Genomic DNA, 19,727 nt, shown 5'->3' on the forward strand with positions numbered 1-19,727 from the left:
GCCGTTTCCGGCGACCGGGATCTTCGTTGGTAGCGGGGACAGGATTTGAACCTGCGACCTCTGGGTTATGAGCCCAGCGAGCTACCGAGCTGCTCCACCCCGCGTCGGTGTATGTATGAACCATACCCGGATTTGGAGGTGGACGCGAATCGAATAGCGCTGGGCCCCTGTATCGGCCCCCCTAGGAACTTGGCGGGGGCGATGGCGTCGCCGACGGAGCCGGTGTGCCGGACGGTGTCGCCGAGGGTGACGGGCTGGGGGTGACCCCCGTTGTCTCGGCGGTGTCCTTCAGCTTGCCCAGCGCCTTCTCAAGCTCCTGCTGGGCGGTGCCGTACTCGGTCCAGTCCGGCGGGTTCGCCTGGAGCGCCTTCTGCGCCTTGTCGTACGCCTTCTGCACCTCGTCGATCGACTTGGCCAGCTCGGTGGTGGGCTTGGCCTCCTCCGGCTTCGCCTCACCGGACGTGTTCTCGCCCTGCGGCGTGCTCTGGGTGCCGTCGCCGAAGACCTGCTCCAACGCGCCCTTGAGCGTGTCTGCCGAACCGACCTTGTTGCCGTAGGCCACCAGGACCCGGCGGAGGATCGGGTACGGCTCCTGGCCGGAGGCGGCCGCGATCTCCACGTAGACCGGCTCGACGTAGACCAGGCCGTCGGCGAACGGCAGGGTCAGCAGGTTGCCGTAGCGGACCTTCGCCTGGCCGAGTCCGAGCAGGTTGAGCTCGCCGGAGAACTTGTTCTGGAAGTTGTTCTGCACCTGGCCGGGTCCGGGAATCGTGGTGTTGGACGGCATGCGCAGGATGCGCAGCTTCCCGTAATCCGGTCCGGGGTTGGCGTCCACGGCCATGAACGCCGCCAGGTTGGGCCCCTGGCGCGGCACGAACGTGGTCGTCAGCGAGAACGAGGGCGCCGAGGTCTTCGGCATCTTGACCGACAGGTAGTACGGCGGCTGCTTGGTGTCGCGGTCGCCGGACGGGTCGTTCGGGACGTTCCAGAAGTCCTGGCCGCTGTAGAAGGCGTTCGGGTCGGAGATGTGGTACTGGGAGAGCACGTCGCGCTGGACCTTGAACAGCGCCTCCGGGTAGCGCAGGTGCTGCCTGAGCTCGGGCGACATCTCCGTCTGCGGCTTGATGATGCCGGGGAAGGCCTTGCGCCAGGTCTGCAGGATGGGGTCCTTCTCGTCCCACGCGTACAGGCTGACGGTGCCGTCGTAGGCGTCGACCACGGCCTTCACCGAGTTGCGCATGTAGTTGATCTGGTCACGCGGCTGCGGCACCACCAGGCGCGGGTCGGTGATGGTGTCCCGCGTCATCGCCTCCAGGCTCTTGCTCTGGGAGTACGGGTAGGCGTTGGAAGTGGTGTAGGCGTCGGAGATCCAGACCACCCTGCCGTCGACGATGGCGGGATAGGGGTTGTCGTCCAGGCTCAGGAACGGCGCCGCCTTGGCGATGCGCTCCTGCGGATTGCGCTCGTAAAGGATCTTGGAGTTCGCGTTGATGTCCCCGGAGAGCAGCAGGTTGATCTCGCCGTACTTGGCGGCGTAGAGCATCCTGTTGATGAACGAACCGACAGGGACCCCGCCCTTGCCGTCGTAGGTGGTGTTCTTCTGGCCGGTGCCGCCGCTCTCGGGGTAGTCGAGCTCCTGCTGCTTCTCCCCGCCGCCGCCGACGACGACGTACTGGGTCGAAGCGGGCGCCTCGCCGAAGTAGATCCGCGATTCCTTGAGCTTCGTCCGCTCCGCCAGGGAGCCGGTGACCGGCATGTCCTTGGCGTCGAAGTTGGGCAGGCCCTCGGAGTCGACCTCGTTGCCGGGCGCGGCCACGAAGCCGTTGCCGTGGGTGTAGACGAGGTGCCGGTTGATCCAGTTGTTCTGCTCCGCCGGCGGTCCGGTGAGCTCTCGCACGGCGACGACGGTGTCACGGATCGTGCCGTCCGCGTCGGGGTAGCGGTCGACGTCGAGCGGCTCGTGGAAGTCGTAGTAACCGCGGATCCGCTGCTTCTGCTGGTAGGTCTTGGCGACCAGGCTCGGGTCGAGCAGGCGCACGCCGGAGATGGAGCTGTCGGCGGTGACGCTGACCTTGCTCGGGTCACCCTGAGCCGTGTAGTCGATCACCTCGGCGTCGTCCACGTCGTAGGCTTTTCGTGTCGCGTCGATGTTGCGCTTGATGTACTCCTGCTCCTTGCCCTGCTGGTTCGGCTTGACCTGGAACTGCTCGACCAGGGCCGGGTAGACCCCGCCGATCAGGATGGCCGAGAGCACCAGGAGGCCGAAGCCGACGCCGGGCAGCATGCCGCCGGATCGCACGACCCCGGCGAAGAACAGGACGGCGCAGATCAGCGCGATGATCGCCAGGATGTTCTTGGCGGGAAGCACCGCGTTGACGTCGGTGTACGAGGCACCGTGTCTGAAGCCCCGGTCGGAGAAGACCAGCCCGTACCGGTCGTACCAGTAGGCGACCGCCTTCAGCAGCACGAAGATGCCGAGCAGCACCGACAGGTGCGCCCGGGCGCCGCGCGAGGCGTGCACGCCGGGTGACTGGAGCCGGAACCCGCCGTACAGGTAGTGCACGATCGCCGACAGCAGGGCGGACAACACCACCGCGACGAACAGGAAGTTCAGCACCATCCGGATGAAGGGATAGGTGAACATGAAGAAGGAGATGTCGTAGCCGAACTGCGGGTCGGTCTCACCGAACGGCGTCGCGTTGATGAACTCCAGCCAGGTCTTCCACTGACCGGAGAAGGATGATCCCGCGAACAGGCCGAGCACCGCCACACCGATCAGGAAGATCAGCTTGCGGTGCGGGTCGAGGGCCATCCGATACCGGTCGGCACCGCTGGCGCCGCCGAACATCCCGGGGCCGAACATCGGCCGCATGCGGTACGCCATCAGCATGTTGCCGCCGACGATGCCGACCATCAGCAGCGCACCGACGACGAACAGGAGGATCTGCGTAACGATCACGCCGGAGAAGACGGCCGTGTAGTCGACCGATTCGTACCAGAGGTAGTCGGTAAAAATGCCGGCAAAGAGGAAGAATAACGCGACTATCACGACCAGAGTGATCGCGACGGGAAGTAGCAGTCGTGGCCGGCGGGGCAAGCGCATTGCCCTACCGGCTCCGGGGGTCCGGAAGCTCAAGGCCAACCCCTTGTCGTAAGAGCACGGTCCGTGTCTGGAAACCTACACCGGCGAGAGTTGGGGCGCGCTTAGCCTTTCGGGCACGGTCCGGCCACAACAGTCCACTGGTATCGGGTCCATCGGTAGCAACGCGCAAGGGTCCTGATGAGTGCCCCATGACGAACTCCAGGCCCGAAAATTCAACTTTCTTTGCAAATCGGCCATCACGCTCACCTCGCCGTCGAGCCCGCGGAGCCGCTCCTCCAGCGCGGATCGCGTGCACCGTGACGTCCTGGCGCACGGTCGGCATCCGGCCCGGTTCCGGCGTCAGCCGGTCGGGCAGCTCTGCACGGAACCCGAGCCGGTGCGGATCGAGTCGATCGCCTGAACGGCCTGGCGCAGCGTCTCGACCTTGACCAGCCTGAGCCCGTCCGGGATCGCTCTGACCGCCTCGGCGCAGTTGTCGGCCGGGGTCAGGAAGACCGTCGCACCGGCCCTCCTGGCACCGACCATCTTCTGCTGGATGCCGCCGATCGGGCCCACGTCGCCCTCCGCGGTGATCGTTCCGGTCCCCGCGATGGACTTGCCGCCGGTCAACGACCCCGGGGTGAGCTTGTCGACGATGCCCAGGGAGAACATCATCCCCGCGCTCGGCCCGCCGACGTCGCCGACATTGATCTTGACCTCGAAGGGGAACTTGTAGCCGACCCGCATGGTGATGCCCACGATGGGTGCTCCGTCCTTACCGGCGACGGTAGGGACGGCGATGGTCAGGCTCTGGGCGCCACGGTTGACGACGAAACTGACCTCTTCGCCCGGCTTGTGCTTGCGAACGGAGGAGGAGACGGTCTCCCGATCGGCCACGGGCGTGCCGTCCACCGAGACGATCTCGTCACCGGCCTTGAACTTCCCGTCGGCCGGCATGCCCTTCTCCGTGGAGCCCACGGTCACGATCGAGTTGTAGGGAATCCTCAGCTCGGTCAGCGCCGCCGCGGTCGCATCGTCCTGGGAGTTCGTCATCTCCTGGGTGTTCTGCTCCTCGACCTCCTTGGCGGTGGTCGCCGGAGGGAAGATCGTCTCCTCGGGCACGACCGCGATGGTGGGATCGATCCATCCCCTGAGCGCGCTGAACAGATCGATTCTGGTCCCGGGGCCGCCCTGGTAGGCGACGGTGACGAGGCTGAGCTTGCCGTCGGTCGGATACGTCTGGTGTCCCTCGATGCTGATCACCGGTTTGCCGTCGACGTCGCCGATGGTGTTCTCGGTCGGCCCAGGGCTCAGCACGACGTACGGCACCGGCAGCACGGCGCCGACCAGCGCGAGCATGAGCGTGAGGAAGCCCGCCACCATCAAAGTCAGGGCTCGTCGGGACATGGACAAAGCCTATGCCGTACGACAGGTCATGAAACCGCACCCGGACGCCGCCGCGCCGACAGGCGCATACCCCTCAGCCGAGATCAATCGCAGGCTCCCACCCACTCGGAGGAACCGTCGGTGAAAAACTGGTTCTTCCAGATGGGGACCTGGCTCTTGAGATCGTCGATCAACCTTCTGGATGCCTCGAACGCCTCACCGCGGTGCGGCGCGGCGACCGCCACGACGACCGCGACGTCGCCGAGCCTCAGGTCGCCGACCCGGTGGACGGCCGCCAGGGCGGTCACCGGGAAGTCCACGGCGACCTTCTCGGCCACCCGGCGCAGCTCGCCCGTGGCACTCGGATGTGCCGAGTAGGACAGGCTCGTGACCGGCCTGCCGTGATCTTCTTCTCGTACCGTGCCGACGAAGACCGTCGTACCGCCCGCGGCGTGATTGCCGACGGCGGCGAGCACCTCGTCGACGGAGAGCGCGCTGTCGCGAATATCGAGCAACCGGATGACATCCACGCACAGAGTCTATGGCGACGCTAACGCGTCGCGGCTCGGCCGCTGGGATCCGGCTCCTTCCCTCGTCGACCGGGGCCGTTCGTCCCTCACGACCCCGCTCTCCTCAGTCCAGTCGCCGGCGCGGCCTCACGGGAAGTCCCCCAAGGGGAGGCATGGGGCACGTCCTCGCGGAGGTCCAGTCGCCGGCGCGGCCTCACGGGTAGTCCCTCAGGGCATGGGCGTAGGCACGTCCCCATGGGAGTCCTTGGTCCGGTCGCCGGCACGGCCCTGCGGGAGCTCGCTCGGGCTCCCTGGGCGGGCCGTCAGGGGCGGCGCTTCTTGCGGGCGGCGCGGACGATCGCCGCGGTGCCGAGGACGGCGACGGTGGCGCCGGCCGCGGTGAGCGTGGCCTCCTTGCCGGACAGGCGGCGGCCCACGACGGCGTGCCTGCCACCACGCAGCTCCAGGAGCTGCTCGAACGCGGCCTCGTTGGTCCACATCGGCTTCCAGCCGACCTCGCGCAGCGTCGCGCAGTCGACCACCCAGGGGTAGACGACGTAGTGCAGGTCGGTGGCCGGAGCCGGGGTGATGCCGAGGCGGTGCAGGCGCTGGGCGGTTCCGAAGGTCAGCCCTGCGGGCAGTTCCAGCCGGCGCAGCCCGGAGATCTCCTCCACCTGCTCCTGCTCCAGCCAGCCCTCGCCGCCGACGGCCACCACCCCGGAGACCGTGCCGAGCGCCGCCATCTCCAGGACCGAGACCAGGTCGTCCACGTGGCAGAACTGCCAGCGAGGGTTGCATCCCTTGACGGTCAGCAGCCGGGGCGCCTCGAAATGCCGGGTCACCACGCTGTCGACACCGGGGCCGACCACGGCCGCGGGTCTGACCACGGTCACGTCGAGACCGGGGTGGCTGCGCAGGGAGCGCCGGGCCAGTGCCTCGATCTCCAGATGGTCGCCGACCATGCCCGTATCCGGCTCGGCGGCGACCTCGGAATCCTCAGGCAGCGGGACGGGATTGTCGGGTACGGCTCCGTACACCATGGCGCTGGTGACCAGCACGACCCGCCGCACCCTCGCCGCGGCACTGGCGGTGAGCACCGTCTGGGCCGCGCGCAGGTTGTAGGCGCGCCGCTCCGCGGGGTCGGCATCGAGCGCGTAGTCACCGGCCAGATGCACGAGCACGTCAATATCGGATATGCGGTTCGCCAAGAGCGGATCTCGAACATCGAGCACCCGCCATGTGACATCGGGCACATCGCCGCGCTGCTCGTCGATGGCCACAACCCTGCGGAAATCCGCAGACGAGGCGACTTTCGCGAGGAAAGCACGGCCTAGGCCCGAGGCGGCGCCGGTGACGGCGACGACAGGGGGCCGGGAGCGTTTCGAGGTAGGCACCAGGTCCTCACTTTGCACTGACCCGCCATGCGACGGATAACGTGGCGGATGTGGACTCCTCCATCCTGCACGAGGTAGAGCGGTGACTGACTTGCCAGGTCGGGAAAACGACCCCAACGACAATCCGTTCGCCATGTTCGGCGACCCGGAGCAGATCGCAGCGGCAATGCGCCAGTTCGCCGACATGCTCTCCGCTCCGCCGACCTCAGGTCCCGTCAACTGGGACATGGCGAAGAACATCGCACGGCACGTTGTGGTCGCCGAGGGCGACCCCAGTGTCATGGAGGGCGAGCGACGCCAGGTCGTCGACGCCCTGAACCTGGCCGACCTTTGGCTCAATGAGGCCACCTCCCTACCGAGCGGGGTGAGCAACCCTCAGGCGTGGAGCCGTTCGGAATGGATCGAAAAGACCGTCCCCGTCTGGCAGAAGCTCTGTGACCCGATCGCCGCCCGCATGGTCGAGACCATGAGCGGCACGCTCGGCGCCTCCGGTCTGCCCCCGGAGGCTCAGGCCATGGCCGGGCCGCTGATGGGGATGATGAAGCAGATGGGCGGCATGATGGTCGGCCAGCAGATCGGCCAGGCCATCGGCTCGCTCGCCCTGGAGGTGATCGGCGCCACCGACATCGGCCTGCCGCTGTCGGACAACGCAGCCCTGCTGCCCGGCGGCATCTCGGCGTTCAGCCAGGGTCTGGAGACCCCCGCCGAGGAGATCCGCCTCTATCTCGCCCTGCGCGAGGCGGCCCACCACCGGCTGTTCCAGCACGTGCCGTGGCTGCGCGCGCACCTGCTCGGAGCCGTGGAGGAATACGCCAGGGGCATCACGGTGGACGCCTCCGCCCTGGAGGAGCAGCTCCGCGGGCTCGATCTCAACAATCCCGAGCAGCTCCAGCAGGCGCTGAGCGGCGGCAACCTGCTCAAGCCCGAGGAGACCGAGCGGCAGAAGGCCGCCCTGTCCCGGCTGGAGACCATGCTCGCTCTCGTCGAGGGCTGGGTCGGCACCGTCGTGGACGGCGCCGCGGACGGCAAGCTCCCCTCGGCGACGGCGCTGGCGGAGACCGTACGGCGCCGCAGGGCGACCGGCGGCCCCGCGGAGCAGACCTTCGCCACGCTCGTCGGCCTCGAACTCCGGCCCCGCCGCCTGCGCGAGGCCGCCACCCTGTGGCAGGCGCTGGAATCCGACCGGGGCATCGACGGCCGCGACGCGGTCTGGAGCCACCCCGACCTCATGCCCACCGCCGACGACCTCGACAACCCCGAGGGGTTCGTACGGGGCGAGCCCGAGCTCGACCTGTCGTCCCTGGAGGGATCTCTGCGCGAGCCTCCCGCCACTCCCGGCGAGGACGATGACAAGGGCGATGACAAGGGCGACGCAGGTGGGGGCGGCGCGTGAGCCTGCGCGCCGACGCGCGGGACGTGCTCACGGGGTGGACCGCGCCCACGGCGGAGGAGGAGATCCTCCGCAAGGAGTTCCTGGATCACGTACACGCCCATGATGACGCGATGTGGCGCGAGTGCGTCACCGGTCACCTGACGGCCACGACCGCGGTGCTCTCCCACGACGGCGAGCGGGTTCTGCTGACGCTGCACCCCAAGGCCGGGATGTGGCTGCCCATGGGCGGCCACTGCGAGCGCGGCGATGTCTCCCTTGAGGCGGTGGCGATGCGTGAGGCCACCGAGGAGTCCGGTATTCCGGGCCTGCGGCTGCTGCCCGGCCCGCTGGCACTCGACCGGCATCGGGTCTGGTGCCATCCGCCGCACAGCAGCCATCTGGACGTGGAGTACGGCGCGGTCGCCCCCGCGGACGTCGAGGCCGTGATCAGCGCCGAGTCGCTCGACCTGCGCTGGTTCCCCGTGGACGAGATCCCCGAACTCTCCGACGAGGCGACCCGCCGCCTGGCCCGCCGCGCCCGCGAGGCCCTGCGCTCCGGTTGACCGGGAGCCCGGCCCGGTACCGGCTCGGGCTCTTGCGGCTCGGTGCCACCGCGGCTCCGGATGGCTGGACGCTCGCCCTGTGCGGCTCGGCGACGACCGCACCGGGCGGCGCGGTGGCCACCGGGGGTTCCCGGTCTCGGCGGCTTCCCGGAACGCATAGGTTCCGATGAATCAGTCGATTTCCGGCCGTCTTCCGCGGGCGTTGGACCGTTTTATGCTTGTCTCACCTCTGCCTGGATATCTTCGTTCCCAATCAGGCTGTACAGAGCGGATCGGGGCACTGTGAGCGTAGACATCGTGGCTGACAGGAGCGCCAGAGGCGCGGTCGTGACGCCGCCACGGCGCTGGAGGATCCCCAAATCCCTCGCCTGGGCCGCGGTGACGCCGTTCGCCGCCTGGGCGGTGGCCCGGGTGGCCGGACTCGAACGCGACTCGCTGACCACCCAGCTCATGACCGGTACCCCGTACGTGGCGGCCGCCTCGCTCGTACCGGTGCTGCTGTCCGTGCTGACCCGCAACCGGGCCGCGACGGCCGTCGCGCTGGTCACCACCGCGGCGCTCGGCCTCAGTGTGCTCCCCAGGGCCTTTCGCTCCGGGGATGTGGTGACGGGAACGCCCCTGCGGGTGCTGACGCTCAACACGCTGTTCGGGCATGCCGAGCCCGACGCCGTGATGGATCTGGTCCGGCGGCTGGACCCGGACGTGCTGAGCACCCAGGAGCTGACCCCGGGAATGGTCGAGAAGCTGGAGGCGGCCGGTCTTGGCGGCATCATGCCGTACCAGGTGCTGGAGCCGGAGTGGAGCGCCGGCGGCAGCGGCCTGTACTCCCGGTATCCGCTGACCCCCAGGGAGAACCTGTTCGAGGCGATCGGGCACAACATGCCTGCCGCGCTGATGACCGTCCCCGGCGCCAAGCCCGTCGAGATCATCGACGTGCACCCCTTCCCGCCGCTGGGCAGGCAGGTGTACGACTGGACGGCGGCGCTGGACGCCCTGCCCTCCGCCGCGCCCGACACGATCCGCATCCTCGCGGGCGATTTCAACGCCAGCCTCGACCACGCGGCCATGCGCCGTTTTCTTGGCCGCGGCTATCAGGACGCGGCCGACAGCGCCGGAGAGGGGCTGACTCCCACCTGGCCGGTCAACAGGCGCGTCCCGCCGCTGATCACGATCGACCATGTCGTGGTGGACCGGCGGGTGGGTGTGAACGCGGTCAGCGTGCACAGCGTTCCCGGCACCGATCACCGAGCCGTCTTCGCCGACCTACGCCTGCCCTCGCTCTGACGGCTCGGGCACCCGGGCCGCTCAGGCCGAGAGCAGCGCCCGGGTGTTGTCCCAGCCTTCGAGGCCCGGGTCGAGGAGGTGGAGGTCTCCGGGAGCGCGCAGGCGATGCCAGCCGGGCCCCCTGGCGACCATACGGCTGCCGGGCGCCGAGGCACGGAGCGCCTTGACCGGGTCGAGGTCGTCGAAGCCCACCGAGGCCCAGCCCGGGTAGGGCAGGTGGGCGGCCAGCGCCACCGTGCCACCGCCCGCGGCAGGGCAGACGGCGATCCGTGCCCGGCCGAGTTCGCGGAAGAGCTTGCCGATGAGCAGCGGAGGCAGGTCGGGCGCGTCGGCGCTCAGCAGGACCGCCTGCTCGCCGTGGGGCAGGGCGGCGAAGGCCGCCTCGACCAGGGCGCTCCCCGAGAGGTCGGGGATCTCAACGACAGGGGTGCCCGGCCAGACGATCTCCTCCATGCCCGGTACGCTCGTCACCACGATCGGTGAGACGAAGTCGAGCCCGGCGACGAGTTCGTAGGTGTCCTCGGCGACGGCGGTCAGGAAGTCGGCGGCGTCGATTCCCGGCGGGGCCGCGTCCGCCATGGAGGGCGTGACGAGAACGGCCACCACTCGATCCTCTGTCACCATTCCTCCGCGGAGCCGTGGGCCGCCGTGGAGAATCCCTCCAGGAAGCCCCGCGCCCGCTCGGCCTTGGGATATCGTTCCACGAGCGCCCAGAAGCGCGAACCGTGACTCGGCACCAGCAGGTGGACGAGCTCGTGCATGATCACATAGTCCACCACCCACGAGGGCATGCCCCTCAGGCGCGTGGAGATCCTGATGGTTCCGTGATCCGGAGTGCACGAGCCCCAACGGTGCTTCTGGTTCTCCACCCAGCGCACGCTCGACGGTTTCGCCTCCCCGCCCAGATAGCGGGCCGACAGCTCGACGGCTCGATCGAGGAGGTCGTCGTCCGAGGGACGTCTGCGCTGCTCCTTGGCCGCGAGTCGATCGAGCATACGGCGCACCCACTGTTCCTCGTCGGTGCTACTCAGACCGGCGGGGAGGAGCACGATCGTTTTCTCACCGTCGCGGTACGCAGAAACCGTCCGCCGGCGGCGAGAACTTCGGCGGACCTCGACTGTCTCGGGGGGCACATATGAACGGTAGCCGAGAATGGCGAATTCACACCAGGGGGTAGAACACGTTCCCGCTGGTCAATCCCCGTTCACCGATTGTTCGGCGGGAGCGATCAAGTGTGATCACAACTTATCTAATTAACCTGGATATCAGCCGTCTCACGCGTTGCCGAATCGCGGGACCCGCTGTTCTCGCTGAGCCGCCAGCCCTTCGAGCATGTCGTCGGAGGCCATGGTGACCGGCTGGGCAAGGGACTCCCAACGCAGCGCGGCGTCGAGGTCGGCGTGCCCGCCGCCCGCGAGAGCGACTTTGGTGAGCCGGGTGGCGATCGGCGCGTTGGCGGCGATCCGCGACGCGATGCCCAGTACCTCCGCCATCAGCGACTCACGGGGAAACGCCCTGTTCACCAGCCCCGCGGAGGCCGCCTCCAGCCCTGTCATCGTCCGCCCTGTGAGCAACATCTCCCTGGCCACACCCACCCCGGCGACCCTGGGCAGCAGATAGGTGGCCGCCATGCCGGGGTGCAGGCCGAGCGAGGTGAAGGGAGCGAGCAGCTTGGCCTCCTCGGCGGCGTAGACCAGGTCACAGGCGAGGGCGAGGCACAACCCCGCCCCGACGGCGGCGCCGTTGACCGCGGCGATGGTCGGCACCTCCAGATCGGCGATCGTCAGCCAGGTCCGGTAGAAGCCGAGCATCCGGTCGCGTAGGGCGGGGATGTCCTCGGTCCTCCGCTCCGCGAGCCAGGACAGGTCTCCCCCGGCGCAGAACGCCTTCCCCTCTCCGGTGACGACCACGCACCGCAGGTCGCGATCCGCCGCGAGGCCGGCGACGGCCTGCCGCCACCGGGCGGTCATCGCGTCGGTCATCGCATTGCGCAGGTCAGGGAGGTTCAGGGTGAGCACCGCGACACCGTTCTCCCGCCGATCAATCAAGATCTCGTTCATGCCGGGGAGCGTAGCCCACGGCGTTCTCCGCCCGACCGCCGAGGGGCCTGCCGGGAAACCCTGCCCGGTGGAAGTTGTCCACAGGGCAGGAGTTATCCACAGGCGGCGGGAAAGACGTCCGGGAGCCCGCGGAGGCATGGCACGCTGGCACGCCCGGCCAGCCTGCTCACCGGCTCTCCCGCAGGCTGCCCCCTTCGAGGAAAGGCCCCCTGATGCGACCACGCCTGAAGCCCGCGCTGCGCCGCGTCGCCCGTGACCGACGCACCCTGCAGTTCGGCCTGCATCCCCGGCACGCGGTGGTGCTGAGCGATCTGGAGCCGGAGGTCCGCCGCTGGGTGGAGAGTCTCGACGGCGTAAGGGATCTCGCGGGCGTGCTGGCCGGCGCCACCGACGCGGGTCTCGGCGAGGAGCGCGGCCGGACCCTGCTCGATCTGCTGGTCAGCCGGGGGGTGGTGGACGACGCGGCGGCGGGTCCCGGCCCGCTGCGCGCGCTCGTGATGGCCGAGCGCGACCGGCTCCAGCCCGATCTGGACGCGCTCTCCCTCTCCCCCGGCACGGTCGACGGAGGGCTTGCCGTGCTGGAACGCAGGCAGCAGGCCCGGGTGCGGGTCTACGGCGCGGGCCGGGTGGGCGCGCAGGTCGTCGCCCTGCTCGCCGCCTCAGGGGTCGGCCACATCTGCGTCGTCGATCCCGGTACGACCCGGCGACGGGATGTCGTCCCCGGCGGGCTCGGCTGGACGGAGGTGGGGATGAGCAGGCAGGACGGTGCGGTCGCGGTGGCCAGGAGGCTGGCGCCCGGCCTCACGGCGTCGACCGGCGACGGCGCCGCCCAGCTGGCCGACGGAGCCAGGCCACCCGACCTGGCGGTGCTCGCTCCGGTGGTGCCCCTGGACGGCCTCCTGGTCAGGGAACTCGTCGAGTGGGGGATCCCACATTTGCTGGCAACCGCCTTCGAGGCCTTCGGTTCGGTCGGTCCGCTGGTACTACCTGGACGGAGCACGTGCCTGCACTGCCTAGATTTGACGCGACGCGATCGCGACCCCGGCTGGCCCATTGTCAGTGCGTGCCTGGGCGGCTTCCCCGCAGGGGAGATCGCGTGCGGGACGACGCTGTCCGCGCTGGTGGCGGCATCGGCCGCCGGTCATGCGCTTGCTTGGATAGATGGCCGTGAACCCGTTGTGACAAACAGCACAATGGAAGTATTGCCAGATTGGACGTGGAAAAGGCGATCCTGGAGTGTTCATCCTCAATGTCGTTGCTTCCGAAACGAGTTGGGTTCGCTAACAATGGTCGCGTCGGCTACCTGCCGCTGACGGACAAGCACAGCGAAGGGAGGGAGCGGCGTCTCGCTGTAACGGGGGACACGCCGCTAACCGAGGTGAGTGACCTTCCGCGTCGCGCCGTTGCGCGCTCTGCAAAGCTGGCGGCCCTTCCCATCGGGTTCGCCGGCCGTACCGCTCTCGGCCTCGGGAAACGGATCGGCGGCAAGTCGGCCGAGATCGTCGCCCAGGAAATCCAGGAACGCACCGCCGAGCAGATCTTCAAGGTTCTCGGAGAGCTCAAGGGCGGGGCGATGAAGCTCGGCCAGGCGCTGTCCATCTTCGAGGCGGCACTGCCCACCGAGATCGCCGGTCCCTACCGCGCGACCCTGACCAAGCTCCAGGACGCGGCTCCGCCGCTTCCCACCGCGACCGTGCACAAGGTTCTCGTCGAGCAGTTGGGGGACGACTGGCGGGAGAACTTCCAGTCATTCGACGACAAGCCCACCGCGGCCGCTTCGATCGGGCAGGTGCACAAGGCGGTCTGGCACGACGGCCGGACGGTCGCGGTCAAGATCCAGTATCCGGGAGCGGGAAAGGCCCTGCTCTCCGACTTCACCCAGCTGGCCAGGCTCGGCAAGCTCTTTGGGGTGATACTGCCCGGTCTCGACATCAAGGCGGTCCTGAACGAGCTGCGCGAGCGGGTGATCGAGGAGCTCGACTACCTGCGCGAGGCCGAGGCGCAGCACGCCTTCGCCCAGGAGTTCAAGGACGACCCCGACTTTCTGATCCCGGATGTCATCGCCGCCAACGAGCAGGTGCTCGTCTCCGAATGGGTCGACGGCACCCCGCTGTCACGGATCATCACCGGCGGCACCCAGGAGGAGCGCGATCGGGCCGGGCTCCAGCTCGTCCGGTTCCTGTTCTCCTCACCGGCCCGGCTGGGCATGCTCCACGCCGACCCCCACCCGGGCAACTTCCGGATCCTCGACGACGGCAGGATGTGCGTGCTCGACTTCGGCGCGGTCAACCGGCTGCCCGACGGATACCCGCCGCTCTTCGGGAAGCTGACCCGCATCTTCAACAACGGCGACATGGAGACCGTGGTCCGGGGGCTACGTGACGAGGGGTTCATCCGCCCGCACATCGAGATCGACACCGAAGCCCTGCGGGCGTTCCTCGCCCCCTACGTCGAGCCGACCTCCGTGGAGGAGTTCTCCTTCAGCAGGGAGTGGCTCCAGCAGCAGGCCGCCATGGCCACCGACCTGCGTCCGGGCAACGTGGTGCGCCAGCTCAACCTGCCCGTGTCGTACGTCCTCATCCATCGGGTGCACACGGCGGGGATCGGCGTGCTCTGCCAGCTCGGCGCCACCGCCCGTTTCCGCCAGGAGGTCATCCGCTGGGTCCCCGGATTCGCCGACGAGGATACGGGAGAGCCCACCCTCGCCAGCGCCTGACCGGAGACGACCCGGCGAGACCCATGAGCGGCGACCCGGCGGACCCCGGTAGAACGGCATAAGTGGCGGCCCGGCGAGACCCGTGCAGGGTGCACCGTCGAGACGCGTGAGGGGTGGCCCGCCGGAGCGGGTCACCCCTCATTCATCTGCCGTGTTCCGCTGTGCGTCCGCTATGCGTCGCCGCCGATCCTCATGGATCAGACGAGGCGCAGGAGCGCGGTGCGCAGGCGCGCCGAGGCGCGTTCCGCACCACGCTGGGCGCGTTGGAGACGTTGAAGTCCGGCGGCCCTGCGATGCTCCTCCGCCTCGCGGTGGAGGGTCCGTATTCGGTCACGTACCAATTCTTCTTGCATAGACGGCAGGTCGAGTCCGGTGGTGTTGAAGTAGCTCATCGGAGTGGTCCTTTCGGGAACGTGTGATTCCTGGTTGATCGATTTCTCGGTGGTCTGGGCGATGACCGGATTGTTCAGGCGGCGACCGGGTTCTTACGCGGACGTCCGCGCGGACGCTTCCGGGGGACGATCGCCCCCCGCAGGACGAGCTCGCCGCCCCAGACTCCCCATGGCTCCTCGCGCTCCAGCGCGCGGGCCAGGCAGGCCTGGCGGATCGGGCAGCCTCCGCAGAGCGCCTTGGCGAACTCCACGTCCTCCGGAGACTCGGCGAACCACAGGTCGGGGTCGGTACGACAGGGGATTGTGGCTTCGTCGATCAGGTCCATGACCGTCTGGGCCCCCATCTGTTTCACCTCTCAGCTAGGTGTTGATCTTCGGCTACCTCTTGGGTGGGGGTCAGGAATGACGCGGACAAACAAGAAGGCCGCGGATCCTGGTGCGGATCCGCGGCCTGAAGGCTCTTTCCTCGGTCAGATTATGACCGGAGGATGCCTCCAGGGTTGCGGACCGCGCAGTCCACCGTTTCCGATGTGCTTGGTCGTTGCTGCGTAGCTGGCGCCCACAAGGGTCGGGACGGCCGGGGCCTCTGTCGCGAAGGCGATCAGGGCGGACCGGCGGTCGGCCTCGACCCAGAAGCGGGCAGGGTTGTCCTGCAGAACCGGAGCTGCCGCGCCACGGGCGAGGGAGACCTGGCTGCCGCAGGGCAGAGCGGTGTTACGGCGCACGGAAGCGAGCCCCATCTGGGACGGCATCAGGATGTTCTTCACAGCGGGCTCACCTCCATTCGTGGATCGTCGGACAGGAACGTCCGACTTGCTTGACCATGACCCTAAACCCGGGCCACCAGAGCGGGCAACATATTTTCTACCTGCGACTTTGCGACTATCTCACGCGGATCATCGCCTCCTGCACTACCGACACGGCCAGTTCCCCGGACCGGGTGAACATCTCGCCCTTGGCGAGCCCGCGAGCCGCCCCCGACCACGGCGACTCCTGAGCGTAGAGCACCCACTCGTCCACCCGGATGGGGCGGTGGAACCACATCGCGTGGTCCAGCGAGGCGCCGGAGACATTGGAGGCGCCCCAGGCCAGGCCGTGGGCCAGCAGCACGGTGTCGACCAGGGTGAAGTCGGAGGCGTAGGCGGCGAGCACCACGTGCAGCAGCGGGTCGTCGGGCAGCTCCGCCTCATAACGGAACCACACGTTGGTGTTTGAACCTCGAAGCTCCGGGTCGCGATGGGCCTCCCAGGTGAGAGGGGTCACATAGCGGGCGTCCACCGGCCTGGGCCTGGACGCCCACTCGCGTATCAGTGAGTTCGTCCCCACGATCTGGAGCATCCGGTCCCGGTAGGACGGCAGTTCCTCAGGATCGATCACCTGGGGCATCGTGGCCGCCTGGTGCTCGACGCCGGTCTCCTGCACGTGGAAGGAGGCCGACATGGTGAATATCGCCTTGCCGTGCTGGATGGCCACCACCCGCCGGGTGGTGAAGGAGCGGCCGTCACGGACCCGCTCCACGTTGTAGACGATCGGGATGGCCGGATCCCCCGGGCGGATGAAATAGGCGTGCAACGAGTGGACGTCGCGGCCGTCGGGCACCGTCCGCCCCGCGGCGACCAAGGCCTGCGCGGCCACCTGACCACCGAAGACACGCTGGATACGCTCCTCGGGACTGCGTCCCCTGAAGATGTCGAGCTCGATCTGCTCCAGGTCAAGCAGGTCCAGGAGCTCCTTTAACGCCTCGTTCACGCGCCCTCCGTATGGTTTGCGGCGACACGGCACAGTTCGAGCACCGCTTCACCGTAACGCTCCAGTTTGACGCGTCCGATTCCCGTGATCGTCAACAGGTCCTGTTCGGAGACCGGTGCCCGCTCGGCGATGGCCTGGAGGGTGACGTCGGTGAAGACCGCCCACTGCGGGAGCTTCTCCTTCTTCGCGACTCCCGTACGCCATGCCTTCAGCGCTTCGAGCAGTGCCTCGTCGTAGTCCGCGGGACAGGCGGCGCACCTGCCGAGCTTCTGCTCGGCGGCGGCCATCAGGGTCTTCCCGCAGATCCGGCAACTGATCGGCGCGGCGACCGCGCGGCGATCAGCCGCCGCGGGTGTGCGGCTCCGCTGCGTGGCACGACCGGTCAGCCCGTCCAGGAATCGGGAGGGTTTGCGGGAGCGCCTGCCTCCCGGCGAGCGTGCCAGCGCCCACGACAGTCCCAGGTGGGCGCGGGCACGGGTGACACCGACGTACAGGAGGCGACGTTCCTCCTCGATCTGCTCAGGTGTCTCCGCGTAGATGATCGGCAGCATGCCCTCGGTGACGCCGACGAGGAAGACCGCGTCCCACTCCAGGCCCTTGGCCGCGTGCAGCGAGGCGAGGGTGACCCCCTCGACCGGCGGCGCGTGCTGCTCGCTGGCCCGGCGCTCCAGCTCCGCGACGAAGGCGGGCAGGTCCGCGCCCGCGGCGGCGAGGTCCTCGGCGAGGTCGGCCAGGGCTTTCAGCGACTCCCACTTCTCGCGGGCCTTGCCTCCGCCGGGTGGCTCGGGGGTGAGCCCGATGCCGGACAGGATGTGGTGCACAGTCGAGGCGAGCGTGTCGCCGGGTTCGGCGGAGCGTGCGGCGCCGCGCAGCAGCACGACCGCCTGGCGGACCTCGGGACGCTCGAAGAACCGGTCGGCGCCGCGCAGCACGTACGGCAGGCCGGCCTTGCTGAATGCCTGCTCGTACGCCTCGGACTGGGCGTTGACCCGGAACAGCACGGCGATCTCACGGGTCGGCACGCCGCCGGTGACGAGTTTCCGCACTGCCCGCGCCACCCCCTCCGCCTCGGCGGTCTCGTCGTCGTATTCGGCGAAAACCGGTTCGGGACCGTCCGGACGCTGGGCGATCAGGGCGAGCTTGTGCGGGGTCCTCGCCCGGTCGAGCACCCGGTTGGCCAGGGAGACGACCTGGGGGGTGGAGCGGTAGTCACGGACCAGCTTGATCACGGTGGCGTTGGGGTACTCGACCGAGAAACCCGTCAGGTAGCGAGGCGTGGCTCCGGTGAAGGAGTAGATCGTCTGGTTGGGGTCGCCGACCACGCACAGGTCGTCGCGCCCGCCGAGCCAGGTGTCCAACAGCAGCTTCTGCAGCGGGTTGACGTCCTGGTACTCGTCGACCACGAAGTAGCGGTACTGCCTGCGGATCTCATTGGCCACCTCGCGGTGCTCGGTCATCACGGCCGCGGTGAGCTCCAGGATGGTCTCGAAGTCGACCAGGTGCCGGTCGCGGCGGAGGGTCTCGTACATCTCGTAGAGCCGGGAGACCTCCTCGGCCGGTACGGGCGAGGTCCGGCCGGCCTTCTTCGCGGCCTCCGCGTAGTCCTCGGGGCCGATCTGGGTGACCTTGGCCCACTCGATCTCGGAGGCGATGTCGCGCAACTCCGAACGGTCCTGGTTCTTGCGCAGGGAGCGGCAGGCGTCGATCAGCAGCGGCAGCTTCGACTCGATCACCCTGGGCGGGTCGCCGCCGATGACCCGCGGCCAGAAGTAGGTGAGCTGACGTAGTGCGGCGGCGTGGAAGGTGCGCGCCTGCACGCCCGGCGCGCCGAGCTGGCGCAGCCGCTGCCTGAGCTCACCGGCCGCGCGTGTGGTGAACGTCACCGCCAGCACACCCTGGGCGTCGACCACCCCGTTGTGGACGGCGTGCGCGATGCGATGGGTGATGGCACGGGTCTTGCCCGTCCCCGCGCCGGCAAGGACGCAGACCGGTCCCCGGACGGCTTCGGCCACCTCACGCTGCTCCGGATCCAGTGCCGCCAGAATGTCGTCGGGCCTCACAGAGCCTCCTTACAAGCAGTCGAACGGACCGGGCCGCAACATCCTCCCAGGCTCTGGCCAAACCTCGCTCATTCTGGCAACATGCCGCCTTCACCCTGTATCGATCATCGAGATGCATAAAGTGGGCCTTTTGCCCCACAATGAGGTGCGACTGGTTCCGGGGAAGGAAGAGGCCCGTGCGAAGTTGGGTAACCGTGGGTGCGCTCGCTCTGGCGGCGACGGTGGTCGGACCCGCGGTGGTGCACACGACCGCGTCCGCACACGCGATCTCAGCGCCGACCCAGGTCGGTGGCGGAAAGGCGGGCAAGGTCACCCCGACGCCGGCTCCGACGCCGACTCCGACTTCGAGCACAGGGGCCGCCCCGCTGGTCCAGGGCACCCTTGTCGAAACCGTGGCCTACGGCCGGCACGTGCGCCAGCGCATGGACGTCTGGTACCAGCCCGACGAGCTGAAGCGGCCGGGCGTCTTCCTGGTCCACGGCGGCTGGTGGTCCTCGGGTGACAAGAAGTACATGACCGAGGTGAGCCGTAGCTACGCCGAACAGGGCTACGTGGTCTTCAACATCAACTACCGTCTCTCGGGCGACGCCTCCTGGCCGGCCCCGCGCACCGACACCTTCGGTGCCATCGCCACCGCGCGGCGGCACGCGGCGCGCTGGTCCTTCGACCCGAACAACTACGTGGTCGTCGGCTTCTCCGCCGGAGGCCATCTGGCCACCGCCGTCGGCACCTACAAGAACGGCCTGCCCGGCCTGCGCGGCGTGGTCGGCATCTCTCCGGTGATCTCCCCGCTCACCGCGTACACCGAAGGCATCGGCACCCTCGACCCGAACAAGCGCAAATTGCGCGATTCAGCCATCAAGCTCGCCGGGGGCTGCGAGCCCACCGGCAAGTGCGCCAGGGTGTGGACCAGCATGGAGGTACCGTGGCACGCGAGCCGCGGCGACGCACCCATGCTGATCGTGCACTCGTCGGACGAGTTCGTGTCGGCGGAGCACAGCAGGCAACTCAAGGAGCACCTGCAGCAGGTCGGCGTGCCGGTGACGGTGCTGACCGAGCAGGGCATCGAGCACAGTGCGCCTCTTTACCGGCTGCCCGGCGTGGCGGAGCAGGTCCAGCAGTGGGTCGCGGAGAAGCTTTTCTCATTGGGAAGATGAAGG

18 protein-coding genes and 1 tRNA gene are annotated in these 19,727 nt (G+C 68.6%); 6 read left to right on the forward strand and 13 right to left on the reverse strand.

Features of this window, described 5'->3' with window-relative positions; translation table 11 throughout:
- Nucleotides 1–27: 27 nt before the first annotated feature.
- The 5 genes from ABZU75_RS15865 to ABZU75_RS15885 all read right to left on the reverse strand — a co-directional run bounded on the left by ABZU75_RS15865 (nt 28) and on the right by ABZU75_RS15885 (nt 6,374).
- Nucleotides 28–104, reverse strand: a tRNA-Met gene (locus ABZU75_RS15865).
- A 77-nt stretch (nt 105–181) separates the two neighbouring features.
- Entirely contained in the window at nt 182–3,103 is a 2,922-nt protein-coding gene (locus ABZU75_RS15870; protein WP_355554489.1) for a UPF0182 family protein, read from the reverse strand.
- A gap of 339 nt (nt 3,104–3,442) precedes the next feature.
- Complete coding sequence (locus ABZU75_RS15875; RefSeq protein WP_355554491.1) at nt 3,443–4,489, reverse strand: PDZ domain-containing protein; 1,047 nt, start codon at nt 4,487–4,489, stop codon at nt 3,443–3,445.
- Between the two features lie 83 nt (nt 4,490–4,572).
- The gene (locus tag ABZU75_RS15880) at nt 4,573–4,998 is read right to left on the reverse strand and encodes a molybdenum cofactor biosynthesis protein MoaE (protein WP_355554493.1); all 426 of its coding nucleotides are present in this window, start codon (nt 4,996–4,998) and stop codon (nt 4,573–4,575) included.
- A gap of 302 nt (nt 4,999–5,300) precedes the next feature.
- The gene (locus ABZU75_RS15885) at nt 5,301–6,374 is read right to left on the reverse strand and encodes an NAD-dependent epimerase/dehydratase family protein (protein ID WP_355554596.1); all 1,074 of its coding nucleotides are present in this window, start codon (nt 6,372–6,374) and stop codon (nt 5,301–5,303) included.
- A gap of 79 nt (nt 6,375–6,453) precedes the next feature.
- On the opposite strand from ABZU75_RS15885, the gene ABZU75_RS15890 reads away from it, so the two are divergent.
- The 3 genes from ABZU75_RS15890 to ABZU75_RS15900 all read left to right on the forward strand — a co-directional run bounded on the left by ABZU75_RS15890 (nt 6,454) and on the right by ABZU75_RS15900 (nt 9,590).
- Nucleotides 6,454–7,764, forward strand: a complete 1,311-nt coding sequence (locus tag ABZU75_RS15890; protein ID WP_350964069.1) for a zinc-dependent metalloprotease — start codon at nt 6,454–6,456, stop codon at nt 7,762–7,764.
- Entirely contained in the window at nt 7,761–8,306 is a 546-nt protein-coding gene (locus tag ABZU75_RS15895; RefSeq protein ID WP_355554496.1) for an NUDIX domain-containing protein, read from the forward strand. The genes ABZU75_RS15890 and ABZU75_RS15895 overlap by 4 nt, the downstream gene beginning before the upstream one ends.
- 297 nt (nt 8,307–8,603) lie before the next feature.
- On the forward strand, nt 8,604–9,590 hold the full coding sequence (locus ABZU75_RS15900; RefSeq protein ID WP_355554498.1) for an endonuclease/exonuclease/phosphatase family protein: 987 nt from the start codon (nt 8,604–8,606) through the stop codon (nt 9,588–9,590).
- 21 nt (nt 9,591–9,611) lie between these two features.
- Here ABZU75_RS15900 and ABZU75_RS15905 read toward each other — a convergent pair whose 3' ends face one another.
- The 3 genes from ABZU75_RS15905 to ABZU75_RS15915 form a co-directional block, all read right to left on the reverse strand.
- On the reverse strand, nt 9,612–10,193 hold the full coding sequence (locus ABZU75_RS15905; RefSeq protein WP_355554500.1) for a hypothetical protein: 582 nt from the start codon (nt 10,191–10,193) through the stop codon (nt 9,612–9,614).
- 14 nt (nt 10,194–10,207) lie between these two features.
- The gene (locus ABZU75_RS15910) at nt 10,208–10,723 is read right to left on the reverse strand and encodes a M48 family metallopeptidase (RefSeq protein WP_350922000.1); all 516 of its coding nucleotides are present in this window, start codon (nt 10,721–10,723) and stop codon (nt 10,208–10,210) included.
- 141 nt (nt 10,724–10,864) lie between these two features.
- Nucleotides 10,865–11,650, reverse strand: a complete 786-nt coding sequence (locus ABZU75_RS15915) for an enoyl-CoA hydratase-related protein (RefSeq protein ID WP_355554502.1) — start codon at nt 11,648–11,650, stop codon at nt 10,865–10,867.
- 212 nt (nt 11,651–11,862) lie between these two features.
- Here ABZU75_RS15915 and ABZU75_RS15920 point away from each other — a divergent pair, with 212 nt between their 5' ends.
- Both ABZU75_RS15920 and ABZU75_RS15925 read left to right on the forward strand, forming a co-directional pair.
- A complete protein-coding gene (locus ABZU75_RS15920; RefSeq protein ID WP_355554504.1) occupies nt 11,863–12,963 on the forward strand; it encodes a ThiF family adenylyltransferase in 1,101 nt (366 codons plus the stop codon).
- A 65-nt stretch (nt 12,964–13,028) separates the two neighbouring features.
- A complete protein-coding gene (locus ABZU75_RS15925; protein WP_355554506.1) occupies nt 13,029–14,366 on the forward strand; it encodes an AarF/UbiB family protein in 1,338 nt (445 codons plus the stop codon).
- A 197-nt stretch (nt 14,367–14,563) separates the two neighbouring features.
- Here ABZU75_RS15925 and ABZU75_RS15930 read toward each other — a convergent pair whose 3' ends face one another.
- From ABZU75_RS15930 to ABZU75_RS15950, 5 genes are all read right to left on the reverse strand, one after another.
- Nucleotides 14,564–14,758: a hypothetical protein gene (locus ABZU75_RS15930; RefSeq protein ID WP_350964065.1), complete on the reverse strand. Its 195-nt coding sequence runs from the start codon at nt 14,756–14,758 to the stop codon at nt 14,564–14,566.
- A gap of 74 nt (nt 14,759–14,832) precedes the next feature.
- On the reverse strand, nt 14,833–15,102 hold the full coding sequence (locus tag ABZU75_RS15935) for a WhiB family transcriptional regulator (protein ID WP_030910441.1): 270 nt from the start codon (nt 15,100–15,102) through the stop codon (nt 14,833–14,835).
- Between the two features lie 126 nt (nt 15,103–15,228).
- Nucleotides 15,229–15,525 (reverse strand): hypothetical protein, encoded by a 297-nt coding sequence (locus tag ABZU75_RS15940; protein WP_355554509.1) that lies wholly within the window; start codon nt 15,523–15,525, stop codon nt 15,229–15,231.
- Between the two features lie 115 nt (nt 15,526–15,640).
- Nucleotides 15,641–16,507, reverse strand: a complete 867-nt coding sequence (tesB, locus tag ABZU75_RS15945; RefSeq protein ID WP_350921983.1) for an acyl-CoA thioesterase II — start codon at nt 16,505–16,507, stop codon at nt 15,641–15,643.
- Nucleotides 16,504–18,567 (reverse strand): ATP-dependent DNA helicase UvrD2, encoded by a 2,064-nt coding sequence (locus tag ABZU75_RS15950; RefSeq protein ID WP_355554512.1) that lies wholly within the window; start codon nt 18,565–18,567, stop codon nt 16,504–16,506. The genes tesB and ABZU75_RS15950 overlap by 4 nt, the downstream gene beginning before the upstream one ends.
- A gap of 176 nt (nt 18,568–18,743) precedes the next feature.
- Between ABZU75_RS15950 and ABZU75_RS15955 the strand changes: the two genes are divergently transcribed.
- Nucleotides 18,744–19,724: an alpha/beta hydrolase gene (locus tag ABZU75_RS15955; protein ID WP_355554514.1), complete on the forward strand. Its 981-nt coding sequence runs from the start codon at nt 18,744–18,746 to the stop codon at nt 19,722–19,724.
- The last annotated feature ends 3 nt before the right edge of the window (nt 19,725–19,727 follow it).

This window comes from Streptosporangium sp. NPDC005286 (assembly GCF_040607515.1).
GTDB lineage: Bacteria > Actinomycetota > Actinomycetes > Streptosporangiales > Streptosporangiaceae > Streptosporangium.